The organism is Streptomyces sparsogenes subsp. cuspidosporus (assembly GCF_039532705.1).
GTDB lineage: Bacteria > Actinomycetota > Actinomycetes > Streptomycetales > Streptomycetaceae > Streptomyces > Streptomyces sparsogenes.
On sequence record NZ_BAAASD010000014.1, the window covers coordinates 62,985 to 84,604 of the forward strand.

Here is a 21,620-nt window from a genome sequence, read left to right on the forward strand (position 1 = left end):
ACCTTTACGTCTCCGGTCAGTCGCGCCCCGCCGCCATGCGCAGGAATGCGGTCCACTCTGTGGGGGTGACCGTGAGGACCGGCCCTGTGGTCCGCTTGGAGTCACGTATGTGGACGGCTCCGACCGTCCGGGCGACCTCCACGCACTGGCCGCCCTCACCGCTGCTGTGGCTGCTCTTCTTCCAGATGAGGGGCTGCGCTAGGACATCCGTACGGAGATTCATACCTCTCCCAGCAACTTCTCGATGTACGCCAGCGATTCGCTTGGCGTCAGTGCTTGTGCTCGGATGATTCCATACTGCGCCTCCAATTCACGGACCGCTTTCCGCTCGGTGAGCAGCCCGCTGATACTGGCCACTTCTGCGTAGGCGATACGGCGCTGTCCCACAGTCTCGATCAGCGTGAACGGCCCACTGAGCCCCGCGTGGTCAGCTCGGGCGGTGGGCATGACCTGAACCTCCACATTGCGGTTGTGGCCGATGAGCAGAATCTGTTCCAACTGTCCTCGCAGCACGGCGCTACCGCCTACCGGTCGATGCAGCACGGCTTCCTCGATGACGAAGCTCATCAGCGGCCGTGACTTGCGGGAGAAGATCTCCTGGCGGGCCAGACGGGCGGCTACTCGCTGATCGATCGTCCCCTCGTCGAGCAGGGGCCGCCGCATCGTGAACACAGCCCGCGCGTATTCCTCCGTCTGCAACAGACCGTTCACGATGTGGGTGTCATAGACATGCAATTCGACGGCCTCGGCTTCGAGCTGGACGTATTGCCGGGCGAACCCCGGATACCGAGCCTTCCCCACCTCCCCCTTCATCGCCGACAGCAGCCCACCCCCACCCACCACCCGGTCCACCGCGTCCACCAGCTCCGGCTTGGGAATCCTGCGTCCCTGCTCCACCGACGCGATCTGCGCCTCCCCATACCCCACCCGTGCCCCCAGCTCCGCCTGGGTGAGGCCCGCCGCCTCGCGCAGCAGTTTCATCTGGCGGCCGAAGCAGCGCAGGAACCCGTTCCCCGGATCCACGCCGTCGGCGGCTTTCACCGTGCCGGTACCGTCCACCAGGTCCATGTCCCTCGCCCCCTCGAAACACCGGCATGCATGCCAACTGCGCTCACGTACGGTCAATCTCGCCAGCGTAGGAACGCCCCGACCGGCAGCGCGGCCGAACGCCCGACGTTCTCCCGTACGGGTGACCCCGTACACCTCTGACACCCCCACCACCCGCCCCCACAGTCCCCTCCCGTACCATCGCGCCTCCTGGTCACAGTCGCTCCGCCCGCGCCACCGTCGACGCATGACACCCCCCGCAGACATCACCACGCACCCCGACGAGACCACCTTCGAGCTGCGCTTTACCGCCACCCCGCGCGGCGCTCGTCTCGCCCGGCGCCTCACCGCGTACTACCTCGACTCCTGGGGGTACCCGTACGGCTCCGAGGTCAACGACAGTGCGAGTCTCGTCGTCGCCGAGCTCACTGCGAACGCCGTCACCCACGGACGCGGGCCAGGGCGGGAAGACGCGCTGCTTGGGCTGGCCCTGATCGACGGGTGGCTGCGAATTGAGGTCAGCGACATGCGCGGCGAGCGCCGCCCCGCACTGAGGACGGCCGCAGAGGACGAGGAGGCGGGCCGCGGTCTGCTGATCGTCGGCGCGCTCGCCGAGAGGTCGGGTGTGACGCCCCGCACAGGCGCTCCCGGCAAGACCGTCTGGGCGGTACTGCGAGCGGACGGTCCGGGCGCCTCGTCCTGACGCCGATTCCCCCGGCCGTCCCACGGGCACCCGTACCCCTGGCAGGATAGACAGTCGTGGTGTGCGCGGGCCGGTGCCCGCCGGGAGCCCGGCCGCGGCAGCCGGGTGTGACGAGGCTGTGGGGAGCGGAAGCGGCTGATGGCGAGAGGCAGCGGGGTCGTACTGAGGGATGTCCTCGACATCAAGGAGGACGTTCTCTCCGGAGATTTCAAGATCGCCCTGTCCGAGGGGTTCACCGGCGATGCCGCCGGGTCGATCGACGACTATGTCGTCACGCCGCAGCTCCAGGGCGAGTTCCGCAAAGCCCTGAAGCTGGTACGCAGCGCCCTGAGCAAGAACGCCTCGCACGCCGCATATCTACACGGTTCCTTCGGCGCCGGTAAGAGCCACTTCCTGACCGTGCTGCATGCCGTGCTCAACGGGGACCCTGCCGTCGAGAACAAGCCGCGGCTGCGCGAGGTGGTCACCGAGCACGCCGACTGGCTGCCCGGCAAGAAGTTCCTGATGGTGCCCTACCACCTGGTGGGCGCCGCCAGTCTGGAGTCTGCACTGCTCGGCGGCTATGTGAAGGCCGTGCGCCGGGAGCGGCCCGAGGCGCCCACGCCGCTGGTGTTCCGGGCAGACTCGCTGCTCGCGGACGCGCGTGAGCTGCGCGCGAAGATCGGCGACGAGGCGTTCATCGGGCTGCTGCCCGCGCCCGTCGCCCCGCAGGCCGCTGCGGCGGACGACGAGGACGACGAGGACGGGGAGCTCAAGCCCATCGGCGCCGTCCCCGCCGCCGGCTGGACGAGCGCGGCCCTCGACGCCTCGTTCCGCGCGCCCGCCGGCGACCCGCAGCGCGACCAGCTGCTGACGGCCCTGTTCAATGGGCCGAACAAGCGCTACGCGGAGACGGTCAGCGGTGACGCTGCCGCGTATGTGGCGCTGGACGACGGGCTCAGTGAGATGAGCAAGCACGCCCGGCTGCTCGGCTACGACGGCGTGGTGCTGTTCCTGGACGAGCTGGTGCTGTGGCTGCAGGCCCGGATGTCGGACCGGACGTTCATCAACGACGAGATCCAGAAGCTCGTCAAGCTGATCGAGTCCAGCAACCCCGACCGGCCGGTGCCGATCATCTCGTTCATCTCCCGCCAGCGCGACCTTTCCCAGCTCATGGGCTCGGACATCCTCGGCTCGGACGTGGAGAACCTCCAGCAGGCCCTGGAGTACCTCAAGGAGCGCGTCACCGTCGTCGACCTGGAGGACCGTAACCTCCCCGAGATCATCAAGGAGCGGGTCCTCAGGCCGCTCGCCGGGCAGGAGCGGGTGCTGGAGGCCGCGTTCGCCGGGATCGACAAGGCAGGCCAGCTCGTCAAGGACGTGCTCCTCGACGGGGAAGGCGCCACCGGCGCCGACTGGGAGGACTTCCGGGCCGTCTACCCGCTCTCCCCCGCCCTGCTGAACGTCCTCGTGGCTCTGTCCGGGGCGCTCCAGCGTGAACGCACCGGTCTCAAGCTGGTCCAGCAGTTGCTGGAACGGAACGCCGACGCCGAGGTCGGCCGACTGATCCCGCTCGGCGACCTGTGGGACGTCCTCGTCGACGCCACCAGCACCGCGTTCACAGCCAAGCTCCAACAGGAGTCGGAGACCGCCCGCCGCTTCCACGCCAAGGCCCGCCGCTTCCTGCTGAACAAGTACGGGCGTGCCGACCACCCCGACTTCCTCGCCGACGAGCGCTACGTCAAGACGCTGCTGCTCGCCGCCCTCGCGCCCGACGTGCCCGCACTGCGCCGCCTGACCGCCGGCCGGCTCGCCGCCCTCAACCACGGCTCTCTGCGCTCACGGGCCGTGCCCGTGCGGGAGAAGGTCATCGAGCGGATGCGGGCGCTGCAGGGCGAGTTCCCCGGCGAACTGCGCTCCGAGGGCAGCGACGACCCGGTCTTCTCCCTCCACCTGTCCGACCTTGACGTCGAGCCGATCCTCGACGCCGTCGTCGGCGAGGACAAGGGCGGTGTGCGGCGCGCCTGGCTCCGCGAGCGGCTGTGGGAGGAGCTGGGCCTCACCGGCCGGCAAGGGCAGCTCCTCGACGAGAAGAAGATCGTGTGGCGCGGCTCCGAGCGCACGGTGGAATTCGTGTTCGGTGAGGTCCGCAACCCGCGCAGTGTCGCGGAGGAGGCCTTCGAACCGGCCACCGCCGGCAACCTGCGGATCATCCTCGACTGCCCCTTCGACGAGGAACAGGGCCGCTCCCCCGACGACGCCTACCGGCGCGTCGCCGCCCTGCGCGCGTCGCACCCCGGCGCACCCGTGCTGGTCTGGCTGTGCGACCACTTCTCCGAGGAGCGCAAGGCCCAGCTCGGCCGCCTGATGAGGATCAACTTCCTGCTGGAACGCGACCGGCTGTCCGACTACACCCGCAATTTCCCGCCGGACGACCGCGCCAAGGCCCGTCGCAGCCTGGAGCATGCCCGCGACAACCTCACCCGCACCCTGGTCGACTCGCTGCGCGAGGTGTACGGGCTCGCCGAGGCCAGGGAGGGCACGCGGGGCGCCGAGGTGCCCGACGGGCGACGTGTGCTGTCCCTCCAGCCCGAGTTCCCGCGCCCGCAACCGGAGGGCAGCAAGCCGTTCGACCAGGCGGTGGCGCAGCTCGCCGACGGAATGTTCTCGGCCCTCTACGACAAGCACCCGGACTTCGGCCCCGGGCCGGGCCCCACACCCCGGGCGGTCACCCCGTCAGACCTCGCCACGGCCCTGCGGTGGCTCACCCGTGCCATGGACGAAGGCGGCCGGGTCGAGGTCGATCAAAGGGAGCTGCGGACCGTCAAGCGCGTCGTCGAGGCGCTGGAGCTGGGCACCGTCCACGACGGCCCGCTCGTCGTGCGCGGCGACCAGTTGCGCGCGCGGATCAACCAGGCCGCCTCCGCACACGGCGAGCACGGCGAACTCGGGGTCGAGGACATCCGCAACTGGATCAGGGACGACCTGGGCCTGCGCGGCCTCGACAAGCACGTCTCCAGTCTGCTCATCGCCGCCTACGCCCTGTTCGACGACCGCTCCTGGGTGCTGTATTCCGGTACCGAGACCACGCCTCCCCCGCTGTCCGAGATCGGCCTGGGCTGGAAGCTGCGCGCCCAGCGGCTGCCCACCGAGGAGGAGTACGCCACCGCCCGGGACCGCGCCGGTCGACTGTTCGGCGTCACCGCCAAGCCCGGCCTGTTCGCCCGCAACGTGAACCGGCTCGCCACCGACGTCCTGGCCAGGGCGACCGCGTACGAGAAGAGCGTGGGGGACGTGCGCACCGTGCTCAAGCGGCACGCCACCCTGCTCGGGCTCGACGGGGAGCACACGGCCGAGCGCAGCCGTATCCTGCGGGAGGCCGCCGCCCTGCTGGCCCGCCTTGTGCGCCACACCGACGACGCCACCGGGCTGGTGTGCGAGCTGGCCTCCGTCTCGTACGACACGCCCGCCCGGGAGTTGTCCCACACGATGGACAGCGCCGCGGACGTGCTGGCGGCCCTGGACGGCACCAACTGGCGGCTGTTGTCCAGCGTGCACGGGCTCACCGGCCGCGACGACAGCATCGGCGATCGCGCACAGCGGCTCATGGACCGGATCGGCGAGGCAGCGCGCGCTCCCGAGCTCCAACGATCCCTGATCTCCGTGCTCGGCGAGGTCCGCGAGACGGGGCACGCCCTGCTGGACGCCGCTCTCCGGCTGGAGCGGCCCACCCCCGACACGCCCTCTGCCGAACCGGGCCCGGTGACGGACGCCGAGCAGGTCACACTGTCCGAGCACGGCGCCCCGCCGGTCTCCTCGGACCCCGCGGGACCCGTGCGGGGCGAGCAGCAGCCGCTGTCATGGGAGCCCGAGGACTCGGGGGCCGGCGCCGATGGGTCCCGCCCGTTGCGGGCCGCCCGCCGGGTCATCGCCCCCGGTCCCGCCGCGCTCCATGCCGACCTCACCGCCGTACGCGAGGAGATCGAGGCGTACCGAGCCCTGTACCCGGACACTCCGGTGGAGATCTCCTGGCGTGCCGAGCCGGACGGTGAGAGCCGGTGACGATCACCCGGCCCGTCGCAGGCCGGCGCGCCATCGAGGTACTGCTTCAGACCGAGCTGAAGCACGCGCCCGACCGCCGACTCGTCCTGGTCGACGCGGTATGGGATCCCGAGGAGAAGGACACCGAGTTTACCGTCGCGACCGGCGGCGGTCACCGCCGCGTCGTCGTCACCGACCAGCAGTCCCCGCTCGGCGTCACCGATGCCTGGCACCGCCACCTCGCGGGCGGCGCGGGGGACGACGACAGCGTCCTTGTCGTCACCGGCACCGTCCCGCCCGACCAGCTCGGCCTGGACCTGCGCGCCCACGCGGTCAGCAGGCATCCGTTGCCCGTCGACCGCGCCGAGATCGTCGCCCAGCTTTTCGGGGCCGCCGACCTCGACCCGCGCATGCTGGGCGAGCACTGGCTGCTCGGCGCGCTACTCCAGGCCGAGCCCCTCGACGGCTGGCCCCGGGTCGGTGCCGTCCTCACCCGCGACCGGGCCGTACGCGCCCTGCTCGGTGCGCGCCTCGGGCTCGGCGACCCCGCGTCCGACACCCTGGACCTCGACGCCGACGCGCTGTTCGCCTGGACCCGCACCCCGGCCGGGCCCTCGCTCTACGCCGCCCTGCCCAATGAGGAACAGCGCGGCCTGGAGAACTGGCTGGCCCGGACCATCGGGCCGGCCGCCCCCACGCTGCTCGCGCTGGCCGCCGAGGGACGGGGCAGTGACGCGCTGCCGCTTGGCGTGCTCGCCTCGGCCGCCCTGGGCTCACAGTCGGCGGAGGCCGCGGGCTTCGCGCTGGGCACCCTGTTCGGTCCGGCCCTCGCCTCCTTCGACACGCTACGGCCCTTCGCCGACGCCGCCACGGGCGTTCTCACCCGCTGGATCGCGCAGGCCGAGGGCCCCGCCGCACCGGCCGGCGCCGCACGCTCCCGGGTGCTGGCCGTCCTCGAACGCGCCGACCGGCTCGCCGCCGACGCGCGTCTCACCGATCTGGTCCGCAGCGACCGGCTGCTTCCGTCGGGCTACCTGGGGCGGCTGCGGGCCCTGGCCGCCTGCCTCGGCAGGCGCGGCGAGGGCGCGACCGCACTCGCCGAGGCCGCCCTGCGCGACCTGGAGGCACATCAGCTTGCCCTCCTGCACGCCGAGTCCAGCGAGACCGCCCGTACCGCCGTCCGCCTGATGCGCTGGCTCGCCACCGAGCCCGCCTCTCCCTCGACCGTCGGCCAGGCCGTGCAGGAACACCTGGCCTCCTCGGGCTGGGCCGACCTGGCTATCGGTGTCCTCGCGGAGGGAGACGCGTCCCGTGACGCCGCCGTCGGCGAGGCGTACCGGCGGCTGATAGGAGCGGCACGGGAGCGCCGCGTCGCTCTCGACGCCCGTTTCGCCGGCCTCCTCGCCTCCTGGTCCGAGACCGCCTGCCAGCAGGCGAACGGCGGTGCGCTGCTCATCGAGGACGTCCTCGCCCGGACGGCGGCCCCGCTCGCCCAGGGCGGCGGCCGTCCGCTGATCCTCGTACTGGACGGGATGAGCGCGGACGTCGCCGTCCGCCTCGCTGGGGAACTGGATCGAAGGGCGTGGACCGAGATCGTGCCGGCCGCGGCGAAGGGCACCCTGCCGGTGCGGCAGGCAGCGGTGTCCATGCTGCCGTCGGTCACCCGTGTCAGCCGCGCGTCACTGCTGAGCGGTCGGCCCTCCGAGGGCGGTCAGACCGCCGAGCGCAACGGCTTCGCCGCCTTCTGGCGCAAGCGGCACCGCAACGCGCACCTCTTCCACAAGGGGGGCTACGAGGGCCCGCCCGGTCACCGGCTCGCCCCCGAACTGGTCCAGACTCTCGCCTCCGACGACCTCGTCGCCGTCGTCGTCAACACCATCGACGACGCGCTGGCCGACGGCCGGGAGGGAACCAGCGGCCGCTGGGGCCTGACCGACATCGGGAAACTGCCCGACCTGCTCAACGCCGCCCGCGACTACGGGCGTCCGGTCGTGCTCGTCTCCGACCACGGCCACATCGTCGACCGCACCGAACGCGGACACCAGCCCGCCGAGGTCACCGGAGTGCGCGGCGCCCGCTGGCGCACCGGAAACCCCGGTGACGGGGAAGTCGCTCTGGCCGGTCCGCGCGTCATGACCGACGGCCGGCGCATCACCGCCGCCTGGCGTGACGACCTGCGCTACACCGCACGGCAGGCCGGATACCACGGCGGTGCCTCACTCGCCGAGGTCACCGTTCCCGTGATCACCCTGGTACCGTCCGGAGGTGCCGTGCCATCGGGCTGGGTGCTGCTGCCGCCCGAGTCGGCCGAGCCCGCATGGTGGAAGGAATCCGGCCCCGCGGCCGTGCCCGAGGCGGTGGCCCAGGACACACCGGCACCGCCCGCCCCCCTCGAAGAGTCGAAGGCTCGGCCTGCCCGCCGCTCCACGGCGTCCGGCCGGCTCACCCTCGGGCAGCGGACCGTGCGCAGCGCCCCGTACCGGACGCAGCGCGAGTTCGTCCGCGCCGCGCCCACTGAAAAGGCCGTCGAGGCGGCGCTCGACGCCCTGGACGCGGCGGGCGGAAAGCTGTCGCCCGGAGCGGTCGCCGCGGCAGCCCAGGCCGCCACCGGCAAGTCGCAGCGCAACCCCGCGCGCTTCGCCACGATGCTCGAGCGGCTGCTCAACATCGACGGTTACCCCGTGCTCCAGCTGGTCGAGTCGGGCCGCACCGTGCAGCTCGACCGTGCCCTGCTCAGCCAGCAGTTCCTGCCCTCGGAAGGCAGCGCATGACCCGACCCGCCCTCGACATCAGCGCCGCGCGCCGCCGCGACGTCGTGGACGCGCTGCGGCGCGGCACCGTCCCGCAGGCGGGGCTCGGCCTGTTCGCCGTCGGGCTGGAGCGCTTCGAGGGCGCGCTCGACGACGACCTGGCCACCGTCACCCGTGGCGGTGCCGCCTTCCACGCCCTGCGCGGCGAGTACGGCTCCGGCAAGACCTTCTTCGCCCGCTGGCTCGCCGAGCGGGCCAAACGGCGCGGGCTCGCCGTCAGCGAGGTCCAGATCTCGGAGACCGAGACCCCGCTGCACCGGTTGGAGACCGTCTACCGCAGACTCACCGAACGGCTCACCACCGCCACCCATCAGCCGTCCGCACTACGCGCTGTCGTCGACTCCTGGTTCTACGCCCTGGAAGAGGAGGCGCTGGCCGGAGGCGACGTGGCGGACGAGGACGAGGAGGCGCTGGCAGCCGCCGTCGACATACTTCTGGAGCAGCGGCTGGCCTCCGTCGCCCGTACCACCCCCGCCTTCTCGGCAGCACTGCGCGGATACCGGCGGGCCGTGGCAGCCGGTGAGGGAGCCCTCGCCGAAGCCCTGATCGCCTGGCTCGGCGGCCAGAGGTCGGTGGCCGCCGCCGCAAAGCGCGCCGCTGGAATCCGCGGCGACCTCGACCACTTCGGCGCCCTCGGCTTCCTCCAGGGCTTGCTGACCGTGCTGCGGGACTGCGGGCACCCCGGACTCCTGCTCGTACTGGACGAGGTCGAGACCCTGCAGCGGGTGCGCGGCGACGTCCGGGAAAAGTCCCTCAACGCGCTGCGCCAGCTCCTCGACGAGATCGACACCGGACGCTTCCCCGGCCTGTTCCTCGTCATCACCGGCACCCCCGCCTTCTACGACGGCCAGCAGGGCGTACAGCGCCTGGCGCCGCTCGCCCAGCGCCTCGCCACCGACTTCACCACCGACCCGCGCTTCGACTCCCCGCGGGCGGTGCAGCTGCGACTGCCGGGCTTCGACCTCGCCTCCCTCGGCGAACTGGGGCGCAAGGTGCGCGACATCTTCGCGGCCGACGCCCGTCATCCCTCGCGGCTGGCTGCGCTCGCGGACGACGCCTACCTCGACGAGCTGGCCCGCGCCGTCACCGGTGCGCTCGGCGGCAAGGTCGGCATCGCGCCGCGCCTGTATCTGCGAAAGCTGGTCGCCGACGTCCTGGACCGCATCGACGAATTCGAGGACTTCGACCCCCGTAAGCACTACTCCCTGACCCTGCACACGGCTGAACTCAGCGACACCGAGCGCAACGCGGCAAGCAGCGCGGCGGACATCCCTCTGGACCTGCCGTGAGCGACCGGGTGTCCGACGAGCCAGGCGAGCTGCACGCGCCCGACGCCTTCGATCTGCTCGACCCCGTCCTCGGACACCACATCGTCAACACGCTCGGCTGGCACACCCTGCGCCCCCTCCAGACCGAGGCCGTCGCCCCGCTCCTCGCCGGCGACGACGCCGTACTGCTGGCCCCCACCGCGGGCGGCAAGACCGAAGCGGCCGTCTTCCCCCTGCTGTCCCGGATGAACCGGCGCGGTTGGAAGGGCACCAGCATGTTGTACGTGTGCCCGCTGAAAGCCCTCCTCAACAACCTGCACCCGCGCCTGGAGACGTACGCGGGCTGGCTGGGGCGCAGCACGGGCCTGTGGCACGGCGACATCACGACCTCGCGCCGCCGTCGGCTGCTCGTCGAACGCCCCGACATCCTGCTGACCACACCCGAGTCCCTGGAGTCCATGCTGGTCAGCACCCACGTCGACCATCGCTCCTTCTTCAGCGGCCTGCACTCGGTCGTCATTGACGAGGTCCACGCCTTCGCCGGCGACGACCGCGGCTGGCACCTGGTGGCCGTCCTCGAACGCCTGGCGCGCGTCGCGGGCCGCCCCCTCCAGCGCGTCGGCCTGTCCGCGACCATCGGAAACCCCGCTGAACTGCTGGACTGGCTCCAGGGCTCCGGATACGGGCAGCGTCCCGGCCGCGTCATCGCCCCCGGATCCCGGCCGCAGCCGCCCCCTGCCGGGACCATGCAACCGGCCGGGGAGATCGAACTCGACTACGTCGGCTCCGTCGCCAACGCCGCGATCGTCATCGCCGCTCTGCACCGCGGCGAGAAACGTCTCGTCTTCTGCGAGAGCCGCCGCACCGTCGAGGAGCTGGGTGAGCAGCTGCGCCTGCGCGGCGTCACGACCTTCCTCTCCCACGCCTCGCTCTCCGTGGACGAACGCAGACGGGCCGAAGCGGCGTTTACCGAGGCCCGTGACTGTGTGATCGTCTCGACCAGCACGCTGGAACTCGGGATCGACGTGGGCGACCTGGACCGGGTCATCCAGCTCGACGCGCCCCGCACCGTCGCCGCCTTCCTCCAGCGGCTCGGCCGGACCGGACGCCGGCCCGGCGCCAGCCGCAACTGCCTCTTCCTCGCGTTGGACGACGAAGGGCTCCTCGCCTCGGCGGCCCTGCTGCTGCAGTGGTCTCGTAACTGGGTGGAACCCGTCAACCCACCCCCCGAGCCCCGCCATCTCGTCGCCCAGCAACTGCTGGCCCTGTGCCTCCAGGAGCATCAGGTCGGCGAGAACGTGTGGCAGCAGTGGTGGGGCGGCATCAGCCCCTTCGACCCCGGAGCCGCACCTGTCGTCCGGCATCTGGTCGAACAGGGCTACCTCGACCAGGACTCGGGCCTTCTGTTCATCGGCCCGGAGGCCGAACACCGCTACGGGCACCGCCATTTCATGAACCTCACGGCCGTCTTCACCGCCCCACCCGAGTTCACCGTCCTCAACGGCCGCAGCGAGATCGGCCGCACCGACCCCGACCTGCTCACCGAGGAGGTCCAAGGTCCCCGCAGGCTCCTGCTGGCCGGACGGAGCTGGCAGGTCACCCACATCGACTTCAGCCGTCGCCGCTGCTTTGTCATCCCGGTCGAGGAGGGCGGGCGGGCCCGGTGGGCAGGCTTCGGCGCCGAGCGGATCCTCTCCTTCGAGCTGACCCGCGCCGCCCGCGACGTACTCCTCGGCCAGGACCCACCCGTGCGCCTCACCGGACGGGCCTCCGCACGACTCGCCCAGGCCAGGGAGGATCACCTGAACACGGTGCACCCCGGGAGCACCGTCATCGCCCGCCGACCCGACGGGGACGTCCGGTGGTGGACCTGGGCCGGCCACCGCGCCAACGCCACGCTCGCCGCCACCCTGCTGCCTGCCGTGGCACCGCACCGGCGCGCCCACGCCCACTGGATCCGGCTGCGGGACGACCTCACCCGCAAGGACTTTGCCCACGCCATGGCCCAGGGGCACGAGGGCCTGAGCCTGCCCGAAATCGACAGGCATGCCGTACAGGGCCTGAAGTTCGCCGAAGCGCTACCCCCCAGGTTGGCCGAGGCGACGCTGGCCGCACGCACCCTGGACGAGGCAGGTGCCCGCCTAACCCTCGACGAGCCGGTCCTGTTTGCAATGCTTTAGCCCGACATCTGACGGCGGTGAGCCCGGTGGAACCACCACCGATTCGGCCGACAGTCTCGAACTGAGCGGTTGCGCCCTGGCCCACAGCTTCATAGAGGGCAACGAGTCGCTCACGGGCCGTCATCGGCGCGGCCTGCCCGGATCTTCAGGCGGGGGAGGTTGACGACGGGCTCCAGGACGCGGATCGCCGCCGTTCCGGGGAGCGGGCAGGCTGCAGATAGGCGGCGGCATGCTGGTGGCACATCTCGCGTGCCCGTTCGGGGAGGCCGGGTCGGAGGCCATTGAGTGCGGCCTGGTTGCAGACCGCCGAGGCGAGCCCCTGATCGGCCTTGTGTACAGCCGCGTCGGCCAGGTCGGCAAGGAGGACAAGAGGCCGGGACGTGCAACGATCGCCGACAGGCCGCTGGCGTCAGGCCGCGCTGAGAGGGCGGTGTCAGCCGCTAGTGTCTCGCGGCTCCCTGGGCCGTCTCGAACACCGCGCTGTTAAGCCAATGCCCCAGTCAGCAGACCAATCGGGGTGAGGACGAGAAACACCGCACTCCATGCCATCCCCTGGCGTATGCAACGGTATTTGATCCATACCGTTCGCGACAGCGTCATGAACTGCTCCAAGTTCCGCTCCCTGGGGTCAGTTCGCTGAACTAGATCCGCGAACAGCCCCACAGAGAACGTTACCGCGGCATCCCCGAAGTAGTGCGCCCGCGACTGCTGTGGCTTTCCCGCACGTGGTACCACGGCAAGACCGAACATTATGAGAGCCGGCACCCATGCCGCGCACCCTGCCCAGAAGAACACCTGCGACACTGAGGCGTACTCCTGCGGTGCGATGCCACCGGCGCTGATCGTGCCGAGCAAGGCAGTCAGGGCCGCCCCCAGTGCGGTGAGCATCAGCCCCGCTTTACTGTCCGCCTTCAGCAACTCCTCCCGGGTCTCCGTGATCAGGGTACGTACGAGTTCTCCGCCATGAACGGCCCTCGCGTCCAGCCGCTGTGGGCACATGCCCTCTCCTTCCATGAACGTCCGCGGCCGCCCCGGGGCAAGTCCGGGGCGGCGTGCTACCACTCGGACGGTGATCAAACCGACGAGGTGCGCCGCAGTTCATCCTCCAACGCGCTCACCGCCTGACGGACGCGAATGTGCATCGCCGCCGTGTGTTCGCGGTGGGCGGCGTCTGACTCGGCCCGGCTCCGTCTGACTTCCTGCTCAATCGCGTCCTGAGCGATCTCGGTATCCGCCGTGGCACGGCGCTCGGCGATCCGTAGTCTCTCGCTATGGATCTTGACCGCGCTGTTGCTCTCGCTGGTGAGCATTCGCTCGTAGGCACTCTCGCCGCTGAGGAACTTCACTAGCACGGGAAGTGTGTCGAGGAGCACGAAGAGCGCTCGCACCAGCCATATACCTATGAAGAGCACGGGGTTTCCGCTGGCGAGTTCATCCAGCGCACGCATCCGCTCCAGTACACCGATCTCCTTCTGCTTGGTCCTCTCCTTCGTGAGGCGTTGTTCAATTCCTTTGGCGCGGTCCCGGAGGAAGGTGCCGCGCAAGGTTGTCAACTGACCTCCCATCTGCGATATTCGATCGTTCATCGCGCCCAGTCGGCGCTCGTTTTCCTCCGTGTTGTGCGTGACCCGGTAGTCCTGCGCCTTTTCCCGCAACCGCAAGCACTCGGACGTCCGCTGGTACAGCCCGGTGGAGGCAACACGGATCAGCTGCCGGCACTCGTCCCGGACTTCCGCATCAATGACGTCGAGCTTGTCGTTGTCCTGGTCCACGCGCTTCTGGAGCGCGGCGGCGTCCGATCGGAGCGATGCGAGTTCGTCGGACTGCCCGCCGGGCGTCGAGCCGAACGTGAGGACGTACCCGCCACAGCCTGCGGGAGACTGAGTATCGGTGCCGGACGGCACAGGGTTGCAGCGCAGCAGGTTCCCCCGCAGCTGGTCGATCGCGTTGTTCCGCTGACCCGTAACGCGCTCCTCCACCGCGGTGGCGAAGATGCGCAGCACCAGCGGCTCGGCGATCACGGCGCCGAGCACCAAGGCGATCAGAAGTCGCAGCACGAGTGGTCCGACCCGGCGCCGAGCGTTCGGCTGAGGAGTGACCAGCCAGCGATCCAGGTTGAGGATGAAGAGCATCCAGATCACGGTTGGAATCAGGGCCAAAAAAGATGCCCGACCCAGTGCCTCGGTCGCGAAATTCCACATGGAGAACGCGGCGATGACAGAGGTGCCAAGCACCACTCCCCCGAGAGCCGTGTACTTGCTCCGCTCGTAGCGGACCCTGGCGAGCAGGTCCTCGTCGACGCCGGTCAGGGTACGCAGACGACGCGCCGAATCAGAACGCCAGGAAGAGGGCTCTGCTGTGGTCGCGGAATCAGTCAAGGAGATCGTCCTCATTCTTGACGAAGCCGTCCTGCGCATGCCCTGGGCCTCCCAGGTGCCTGGACGCGTTGGGCCGGGGACGATCCCGCCCGGATTCAACGGCGCGAGCGGCCGGGTCGGCGTTGCTGGACCCGAGCTGTCCCCCCATGTCCCGCAGCACCTGATCGAGCGCTTGGTGATAGTCGATGTAGTCGTCAGTGGAACCCATCTGCCGCAGCAAGGTGAGGATGACCTCACGCCGCATCTGCGCTTGCGCCGTCTCCTGCGCGTGAGCGTGTGCCCGATTATCCTCAGCGGCCCGCTCGCGACGGGCCGATTCCTCGTGGGCAGTCTGGTGGATCCGAGCCGCCGCCTGGGCCACGTCGATGCGGTCCCGGACGATGCCGAAGGCGTCTGCGTATTCGGATCCCTGGGAGAGGAGCTCGGCGATTCGCTGGGTGTCCTGCGTCTCGAAGTCGCGCTGGCCACGGATGAGCTCCTGAGAGCGACGCTCGTCTCGAAGTGTCTGCTCCCAGTCCCGCAGATCGTCCGAGACCTGGACTTCGGCGCCGACGAACTCGACGCTCATTCCGGGGACACGCGGCACCACGATGGCGCTGTACGCGGTCATGCGGCGGGTCACCTCGCTACGCACCACGTTGACCTCCTCCACGCGATGTCCGGCGCTCAGCCGAGGCAACTCACTGTCACCCGCGAGGTAGGCGCGTAGCGGGACCGTCACGTCGACGACCCCCTGTCGGGCGATGACCGTGGGGTCGATGACCTGGCACGTGAAGGAGGCCCGGATGGTGAAGTTGTCGGCTTCGCTCACCGAGGGAATGGTGCGCTCGACTTCCACCAGTCGCGCCCTGGTGTCCACAAGGCTGACCGATGACGCGTCCAGCACGTCGGCGTGGGAGGGGTCGAACACCAAACCTTCGGGGAACTGCCTGTAGTTTCCGCCGACCCTGAAGACGTACACCGCACCGGGCGGCAGATCCGGCACATCATCACGGCGGCGCCGTCGCGACCACCAATTGCCCTGGACTGCGCCGAGCACGTGTTCGGCGACTACCGGGTAGTTCACTTGCTTCGTCCTCCTTGAGGCAAAAAAATCACTGCGACAAAAGGGCCATGAGGGTGTTTGCCCGCCATCGGCTAACTCCTCAGCGAGCCGATGAGCACGCGGGCCAATTGGCGGGTGCCAGGGATCGCGTAGTCGGGGTGGTTCAAAGCGGTGGACAGGTCCTTGCGCAGCACGTCCCACTGCCGGGAATTCATCTCCATGCGCATCGCCTCGCCGAGATTACGCACGAGGTCGGGACCCGAAGGATCGTCACGCAGGGCCACCAGGGTTCGGCAAAGGGCACCGACGGCCCGGCGACGGCAGACGCTGAGCAGCACACTTGTCCATAGCGAGCCGAGGTGACGCGCGCTCGCCGAAACGTGCTGCAGAAGCGCCGCAGGAAGCGGGCCGGCCCCCTCCAACTGTTCCGCTTCCAGCAGTTGCACGGCTGCCCGCAACGCATGAGAACGTGCTGTGGAGCGGCGGGCCGTTCCGGCTATCCGAGTGCGTACGTACCGAAGCATGAACACCGCTCGGTCGGGCTCCTGTTCGCCGGTCTGCAGCAGGAGGACCAGCGAACGGCGTGCGGCAGAAGCCACCCGCTCGCCTCGATGCGTCAGGAACCACAGCCAGTTGAGCGCTTCAAGACGGTAGAGCGACCCAATCCGTCCCGTGAGCGCCATGGCGGATGTGACAGCCCTCTCAGGACCCCTGCGATCAGCCCAGCCCAGCGCCACGTTCAGCGCCTGAGGCGCCAAATGCGGCTCCTGGCACATGAACTGAAGCGTGAGCGCCGTCGTCACGCGCTGGCTGGTGATGCCACCGGCCCAGCTCTGGAGGAAATTCTCCTCCACCTCGACTAGAGCATGCCGGGCGAGCAAAGAGATGCCTCGGGCAACCTCGGTACGCACGTCCAGGTCGTCAACCAGGGAGAGCCTGCCGAGCCACTGCCGCAGCGGGTACCAGAGTTCGTACCCGTACAGGTCGTGCAGCTCACCGATGACCAGTTCCCGGATCCGGGGCGAGTGGAAGACGATCCGCCGCTCGCTGCGGCTGGAATCCTGGCCCCGACCGGCCCGGCGCTCAGTCCGCACAAGTCCGACCGCTTGTTCCTTCCAGCGGGCGCGGGTCTGCTTGAAGACCACGCCGCGCCGTGCGGTCGTCGCCGCGCCGTCCGGCTCTGCGACCGGGAGTTCGCCTGCCTGCTCCCAGTCGCGCACATAGGTACTGAGCTGGACAGAATGCTGCTCGAAGGTACGTTCCGGGACTCCCTCAAGGAACGCGAGGGCCGCCAGCGGCAGCAGATCCTCGGCAGAGGGCTCCTTGTGAAACCACTTTCGGACCAGCTCTCTGTCGCTGTCCCGAAGCGCCTTCAACGCGACATCCGGTCCGTCGGCGAGTCCAGTGGCCGCGGCGATGACGTCCGCTGGGCGACGCAGCGCCTTAACATGCTGCAGCAGCTCCTCCGCGAGGTCCGGTGGGACCGGTGCCGAGAGCAGTTGGTTGCAGTGATGGAAAAGCTCAAGTGGATCCGGTGCGTGCCACGGAACGCAGTAGTCGCGGAGCGCCAGGCGTCGCCGAGTGGCCTCGGACGCCGTGATCACCAGGTAAGAACCCCTACCGCGCAGCTCCTCACTCAACCGACGTATCCCGAAGGCCTGCACCGCGTCGACGTGTGTCTCACCGACGTAGTCGAGGATCACGTACGCCTGCCCCGTCTTGATGTCACGTGACGCCGCCAGATCCGCCAGGGAGTTAGCGGGCGACAGACTCCGCAGTCCGGTCTTGGTACCCATGGCCTTTCTGAGAAGCGCGAAGGAGCCCGCAGTACGCCCGCTGTTGTCCTGGCCGACCAGGACAACGATGTGCTCCACATCGAGCTTTCGGAACGCCTCGTCAAAGCACGGAAGGGGGGGTAGGAAGTACCGCAGGGCCTTGTCGATCTCCGACGGCGTCACCGAGCCGGGAGCGAGCCCGGGAGCGGCGGCCATACCAAAGCCGAACGCCGCACCGGACGCGTCGACGGAAGCGTAGAAGTTGTTGTGAACGATCTGCTGCCCCAGGACACGGCGGAGGTCGTCGTATCCTTTGCCGTCCTCCTCTCGTTCGTCCGGCTCAGACCGCTCCACACCCTCAGCGCGGGGGTGCGGCCCCGAGTCATCGCTCAGCGGCTCCGTCAGGCCAGGGCTCTCTTGGTGCTCCTGGAGAAGCCCCTCCTCAGGGCCGGAAAAGGGCAGCTCGTTGAGCCCGGCCGTGTCATCAGCCACCTGTGCTCCCGAAACCGACGACACCACCACGCAGGTCCACGGGGGCGGTGAAGTTGTTGACGTTGATCTGCTCGCCCCGGTAGTCGTTGCGGACCATTGAGCCACTGTCGCGGTTGTCGTCGGCGGGCAGCCGTGGCCCCTGAGTCGCGGGCCCGTCAGCGCGAGGGCCGTTGCCAAGGCTCTGCGCATCGTGTCCCGGGACACGGAGCCAGGCGACAGCCTCGCACTCCTTCTCGTGCACGACGACGCGACGGAAGTCGGCGCTGGCAAGGGCGGTGTGTCCGCCGGCCACCGTGGACCGGTAAACGTCATCGGACAGCAGAAGCGCAAGGTCGGCGCCATCGTGGGCCTTCAAGGCGTCGTAGAGATGACGGGAGCTGAGCAGCCGTGCGGTGGTGACCACGGTCGAGCCGGCGAACCCGTTGTCCGCCAGTTCTACCGGACCATGGTGGATGGCGGCCCGCAGCCTCATCCGTGCGGATGGGACACGCAGAACGTTGTACTCACGCAGTTCGGACACCAGGTGCCGGACGAAGTCGTCGACCAGACGCGGCTCCGTGCCATCCATGGGATGGACGGCCAGTTCCTCGTCCCCCTTGCGCTGAATCTGCCACTGGGAACGGTCCAGTCCGGTGTTCCTGGCAGCTCGGGAAAGGAGCCGCGGCAAGTCATGCTGGATCTCGGACTGTCTACGGTCGTTGTTGCCTCCGTATGCCTGGGCATCAACGGCTAGGCATGTGCAGGGGTAGAACCCGGACCACTCGGCCACCCGGCCATTCCTCTCTCTGACGACACTTCCCGCGAAGTGCCGTCAGAGAGGCTAGAAGGATCGCCGACGCTTGATTCCATATCAGTACGGGTTTTCATCAAGTACTTTGGCAAACGCAAGCAGCTTCGGGACGTCACAGACCGTAATCTTTCGGTAGCTGCGCTTGACCAGCCCCCGTTGGGAAAGATCCGCGAGAGCCTTCTCCGCTGTCGGCTTGGCCAACCCGGCAAGCGAGGCCAGTTCGGACTGATTGAGCGTCACGCCGATCACGTTGCCTTTCAGCGCGCTGCCAGTCTCGCGCTGACCATATGCCTGACTGAGTTCCGCGATGACCCGCGCCAGCCGGGTGAGCGAGTCATAGGCGCCAAAGTCGACACGGCGCCGGTTGGCCCACCGCAATCGTCCGCACAGCATGCCCAGCATGGCCCTCATAGCGTCCGGGTGGCGGGTGAGGAAGCTCTCCAGTGCGGGCAGCTGGATGACACGGACCTTCACGTCACTGCACGCGATGACGGTTCCGGATCGGGGGCGATCCTCGAACGCAGCCATCTCACCCACGAAGTCACCCGCCGCCCGGATGGCGAGCAGCATCTCATAGCCGCTCTCCGAACTGGCCACAACCTTGACCACGCCGTGGGTGAGCAGCAAAACGTGCCGACCTTGATCACCCTGTTGCAAGAGGTGCCGATGAGTGGGGTACTCCATTGGAGTTCCCTGACTCAACAGATCCTCTAGGGCACGACTCCCCAACCGTCCCAGGAAGGTGGCATGCGGCCACGCGTACTTCATCCGTCTCCCGACCATCTCAGCCCGCGACGCGAGGCGCTCTTCACGTAGCCAAACCATGGTGCCGCCGGGGCATGAGAAGGCAAGTGGACAGGAGGCGCGTGGCTTGATTACTCGCCTGGCTGCCCAGTATTAATCGAACAGGCGTACTCGCCTTCGCTTTGACGCCTAAAACGATCTTTGGCGGCCGAGAGGTTTCCCAGGGTGCTTCTTGTGATCATTTTCTGTCTCGCGATTGGGCCGTCGCTATACACATCACGCACCGATCGCCCCCGCGGCCGGAATGCACCCGGCATAAGTGATCCCAGGCGCGCGCTGCCCGGATCACGCGCCCGCGCGGGCCAATGACCGTCCCAGCCCGGCAGGACGCCGACCAATCCCGGACCGGCCGGCACATGTCCAGCAGTGGTAGGGATGACCAGGACTGACGACAGGCGGCGGAGGCGTCAGGTGGTCCAGCACAGATCCGGCAACGGACACGGCGGCGGGGTCGGCCCCATTGGGGCCGACCCCGCCTGAACTGCGTGTCTGGCCAGATCACCACGTTGATGCCATGGCGACTGCTACACGTTGAAGCGGAACTCCACCACGTCGCCGTCCCGCATCACATAGTCCTTGCCCTCCATCCGGGCCTTCCCCGCCGCGCGGGCCTCGGCGACCGAGCCGGTGGCGACCAGGTCGTCGAAGGAGATGACCTCGGCCTTGATGAAGCCCTTCTGGAAGTCGGTGTGGATCACACCGGCCGCCTCCGGGGCGGTCGCGCCCTTCTTGATGGTCCAGGCGCGGGACTCCTTGGGGCCGGCGGTGAGGTAGGTCTGCAGGCCGAGGGTGTCGAAGCCGACGCGGGCGAGGGTGGCGAGGCCCGGTTCGTCCTGGCCTACGGACTGGAGGAGCTCGAGGGCCTCCTCGTCGTCGAGCTCGGCGAGGTCGGCCTCGAGCTTGGCGTTGAGGAAGATCGCCTCGGCGGGGGCGACGAGGGCGCGCTGTTCTTCCTTGAAGGCGTCGTCGGTGAGCTCGTCCTCGTCGACGTTGAAGACGTAGAGGAAGGGCTTGGTGGTGAGCAGGTGCAGGTCGTGGAGGACGGCCGCGCGGTCGGTGCCCTGGACGATGCCGGCGGAGAACAGGGTGCGGCCCTCGTCGAGGATGGTCTTGGCCTCTTCGACGGCCTTGACCTGAGCCTGCTTGTCCTTCTGGATCCGCGACTCCTTGATCAGGCGCGGCAGCACCTTCTCGATGGTCTGGAGGTCGGCGAGGATCAGCTCGGTGTTGATCGTCTCGATGTCGTCCTTGGGCGAGACCTTGCCGTCGACGTGGACGACGTTCTCGTCCTTGAAGGCGCGGATGACCTGGCAGATCGCGTCGGACTCGCGGATGTTCGCCAGGAACTTGTTGCCCAGGCCCTCGCCCTCGGAGGCGCCCTTGACGATGCCCGCGATGTCGACGAAGTCGACGGTGGCGGGGAGCTTGCGGGCCGAGCCGAAGATCTCGGCGAGGGTGTCGAGGCGGGGGTCGGGGACGCCGACGACTCCGACGTTGGGCTCGATGGTGGCGAACGGGTAGTTGGCCGCCAGGACGTCGTTCTTGGTCAGGGCGTTGAACAGGGTCGACTTGCCGACATTCGGCAGACCGACGATTCCGATCGTGAGCGACACGTTGGCGACTTCCCGTAACTTCCCGTAGCGAGAATGTGACGACAGGGACGAGGCCCGCTGCGGGGCCGATGCACCAGTCTACGGGGCCGCTCCGCGTCACCCGGCCGGACTGAAAATCGGTCGAACACACTGCCAAGGTCCTGCGAAGGGCGTGTCCAACGCCGGATTCCGGGCACCCCTCGACCTACGTTGGTCGGGTGGAGCACTACAGCACCCGTACGCCGCGCCGCTCGTACGCCCCGCCGCCCCGCCCGGCGGCGGACGACAGGGACGTGGGCCGGGACAGGTACAGAGGCGGCGCGGGCGAGGGGGCGCGCGCGCCGGAGGGAGCGGCGCGGCGGCCCCGGGCGGGCGGTGCGACGGCCGTGGGCGCCGTGGGGCGCGCGGTGGCCGGGGTGCGCTACCCCGCCCCGCGTCTCACCGGCTTCGGCGCGGGGCTGCTGGCGACCGTGGTCATGCTGGGCTTCGGCTGCCTGGACGCGCTGCTGTTCTCCGCGTCCACGACCGCGTACGGCGTGGTCTTCCTGCTGGCGTGCACGGCCTGCGGGCTGTGGGTACGGCCGGTGGACCTGGCCGCCGCCCCGGTCGGGGCGCCGATCGCGTTCGCCTTCGGGCTGCTGCCGATCAACGACGGGACGGAGGGCCTGGCCGGCCAGGCGATGGGCGTGTTCACCGCGCTGTCGCTGAACGCCGGC

At 69.3% G+C, this 21,620-nt stretch carries 14 protein-coding genes and 2 pseudogenes; 6 read left to right on the forward strand and 10 right to left on the reverse strand.

What is annotated here, in order from left to right; genetic code table 11:
- Window positions 1-16: 16 nt before the first annotated feature.
- Together ABFY07_RS18645 and ABFY07_RS18650 are read right to left on the reverse strand one after the other, a co-directional pair.
- Complete coding sequence (locus ABFY07_RS18645; RefSeq protein ID WP_346175569.1) at window positions 17-223, reverse strand: DUF397 domain-containing protein; 207 nt, start codon at window positions 221-223, stop codon at window positions 17-19.
- Entirely contained in the window at window positions 220-1,068 is an 849-nt protein-coding gene (locus ABFY07_RS18650) for a helix-turn-helix domain-containing protein (protein WP_346175570.1), read from the reverse strand. Before ABFY07_RS18650 ends, ABFY07_RS18645 begins: the two co-directional genes overlap by 4 nt.
- A gap of 226 nt (window positions 1,069-1,294) precedes the next feature.
- Here ABFY07_RS18650 and ABFY07_RS18655 point away from each other — a divergent pair, with 226 nt between their 5' ends.
- The 5 genes from ABFY07_RS18655 to ABFY07_RS18675 all read left to right on the forward strand — a co-directional run bounded on the left by ABFY07_RS18655 (window position 1,295) and on the right by ABFY07_RS18675 (window position 12,028).
- On the forward strand, window positions 1,295-1,750 hold the full coding sequence (locus ABFY07_RS18655) for an ATP-binding protein (protein WP_346175571.1): 456 nt from the start codon (window positions 1,295-1,297) through the stop codon (window positions 1,748-1,750).
- Between the two features lie 138 nt (window positions 1,751-1,888).
- Window positions 1,889-5,791 carry a BREX-2 system ATPase PglY family protein gene (locus ABFY07_RS18660; protein ID WP_346175572.1) on the forward strand — a complete coding sequence of 1,301 codons (3,903 nt, stop codon included), beginning with the start codon at window positions 1,889-1,891 and terminating at the stop codon, window positions 5,789-5,791.
- Window positions 5,788-8,541, forward strand: a complete 2,754-nt coding sequence (gene pglZ, locus ABFY07_RS18665) for a BREX-2 system phosphatase PglZ (RefSeq protein WP_346175573.1) — start codon at window positions 5,788-5,790, stop codon at window positions 8,539-8,541. The genes ABFY07_RS18660 and pglZ overlap by 4 nt, the downstream gene beginning before the upstream one ends.
- Window positions 8,538-9,869 (forward strand): BREX system ATP-binding protein BrxD, encoded by a 1,332-nt coding sequence (gene brxD, locus ABFY07_RS18670; protein WP_346175574.1) that lies wholly within the window; start codon window positions 8,538-8,540, stop codon window positions 9,867-9,869. Before pglZ ends, brxD begins: the two co-directional genes overlap by 4 nt.
- Window positions 9,866-12,028: a DEAD/DEAH box helicase gene (locus ABFY07_RS18675; RefSeq protein ID WP_346175575.1), complete on the forward strand. Its 2,163-nt coding sequence runs from the start codon at window positions 9,866-9,868 to the stop codon at window positions 12,026-12,028. The genes brxD and ABFY07_RS18675 overlap by 4 nt, the downstream gene beginning before the upstream one ends.
- Window positions 12,029-12,077: 49 nt before the next feature.
- On the opposite strand, the pseudogene ABFY07_RS18680 reads toward ABFY07_RS18675, so the two are convergent.
- The 8 genes and pseudogenes from ABFY07_RS18680 to ychF all read right to left on the reverse strand — a co-directional run.
- Window positions 12,078-12,380 (reverse strand): annotated as a pseudogene (locus ABFY07_RS18680) (hypothetical protein); the annotation flags it as partial.
- 131 nt (window positions 12,381-12,511) lie between these two features.
- On the reverse strand, window positions 12,512-13,027 hold the full coding sequence (locus ABFY07_RS18685; protein ID WP_346175576.1) for a Pycsar system effector family protein: 516 nt from the start codon (window positions 13,025-13,027) through the stop codon (window positions 12,512-12,514).
- A 74-nt stretch (window positions 13,028-13,101) separates the two neighbouring features.
- Window positions 13,102-14,406, reverse strand: a complete 1,305-nt coding sequence (locus tag ABFY07_RS18690) for a DUF4407 domain-containing protein (protein ID WP_346175577.1) — start codon at window positions 14,404-14,406, stop codon at window positions 13,102-13,104.
- Window positions 14,399-15,472, reverse strand: coding sequence for a hypothetical protein (locus tag ABFY07_RS18695; protein WP_346175578.1), 1,074 nt, complete (start codon window positions 15,470-15,472; stop codon window positions 14,399-14,401). The genes ABFY07_RS18690 and ABFY07_RS18695 overlap by 8 nt, the downstream gene beginning before the upstream one ends.
- 71 nt (window positions 15,473-15,543) lie before the next feature.
- A complete protein-coding gene (locus ABFY07_RS18700; protein WP_346175579.1) occupies window positions 15,544-17,718 on the reverse strand; it encodes a hypothetical protein in 2,175 nt (724 codons plus the stop codon).
- Complete coding sequence (locus ABFY07_RS18705; RefSeq protein WP_346175580.1) at window positions 17,711-18,487, reverse strand: nucleotidyl cyclase domain-containing protein; 777 nt, start codon at window positions 18,485-18,487, stop codon at window positions 17,711-17,713. The genes ABFY07_RS18700 and ABFY07_RS18705 overlap by 8 nt, the downstream gene beginning before the upstream one ends.
- Window positions 18,488-18,568: 81 nt before the next feature.
- A complete protein-coding gene (locus ABFY07_RS18710) occupies window positions 18,569-19,192 on the reverse strand; it encodes a Crp/Fnr family transcriptional regulator (protein WP_346175581.1) in 624 nt (207 codons plus the stop codon).
- 644 nt (window positions 19,193-19,836) lie between these two features.
- Window positions 19,837-20,925 (reverse strand): redox-regulated ATPase YchF, encoded by a 1,089-nt coding sequence (gene ychF / locus ABFY07_RS18715; RefSeq protein WP_346175582.1) that lies wholly within the window; start codon window positions 20,923-20,925, stop codon window positions 19,837-19,839.
- A 455-nt stretch (window positions 20,926-21,380) separates the two neighbouring features.
- On the opposite strand from ychF, the pseudogene ABFY07_RS18720 reads away from it, so the two are divergent.
- Window positions 21,381-21,611: pseudogene (locus ABFY07_RS18720) on the forward strand (DUF6542 domain-containing protein); the annotation flags it as partial.
- Window positions 21,612-21,620 lie beyond the last annotated feature (9 nt).

Excerpts from the sequence above, each read along its gene's own strand:
- ABFY07_RS18660 (WP_346175572.1), top strand. The coding sequence starts at position 1,889 with ATGGCGAGAGGCAGCGGGGTCGTACTGAGGGATGTCCTCGACATCAAG.
- ABFY07_RS18650 (WP_346175570.1), bottom strand. The coding sequence starts at position 1,068 with ATGGACCTGGTGGACGGTACCGGCACGGTGAAAGCCGCCGACGGCGTG.
- ABFY07_RS18685 (WP_346175576.1), bottom strand. The coding sequence starts at position 13,027 with ATGTGCCCACAGCGGCTGGACGCGAGGGCCGTTCATGGCGGAGAACTC.
- ABFY07_RS18645 (WP_346175569.1), bottom strand. The coding sequence starts at position 223 with ATGAATCTCCGTACGGATGTCCTAGCGCAGCCCCTCATCTGGAAGAAG.
- brxD (WP_346175574.1), top strand. The coding sequence starts at position 8,538 with ATGACCCGACCCGCCCTCGACATCAGCGCCGCGCGCCGCCGCGACGTC.
- ABFY07_RS18710 (WP_346175581.1), bottom strand. The coding sequence starts at position 19,192 with ATGGAGTACCCCACTCATCGGCACCTCTTGCAACAGGGTGATCAAGGT.
- ABFY07_RS18655 (WP_346175571.1), top strand. The coding sequence starts at position 1,295 with ATGACACCCCCCGCAGACATCACCACGCACCCCGACGAGACCACCTTC.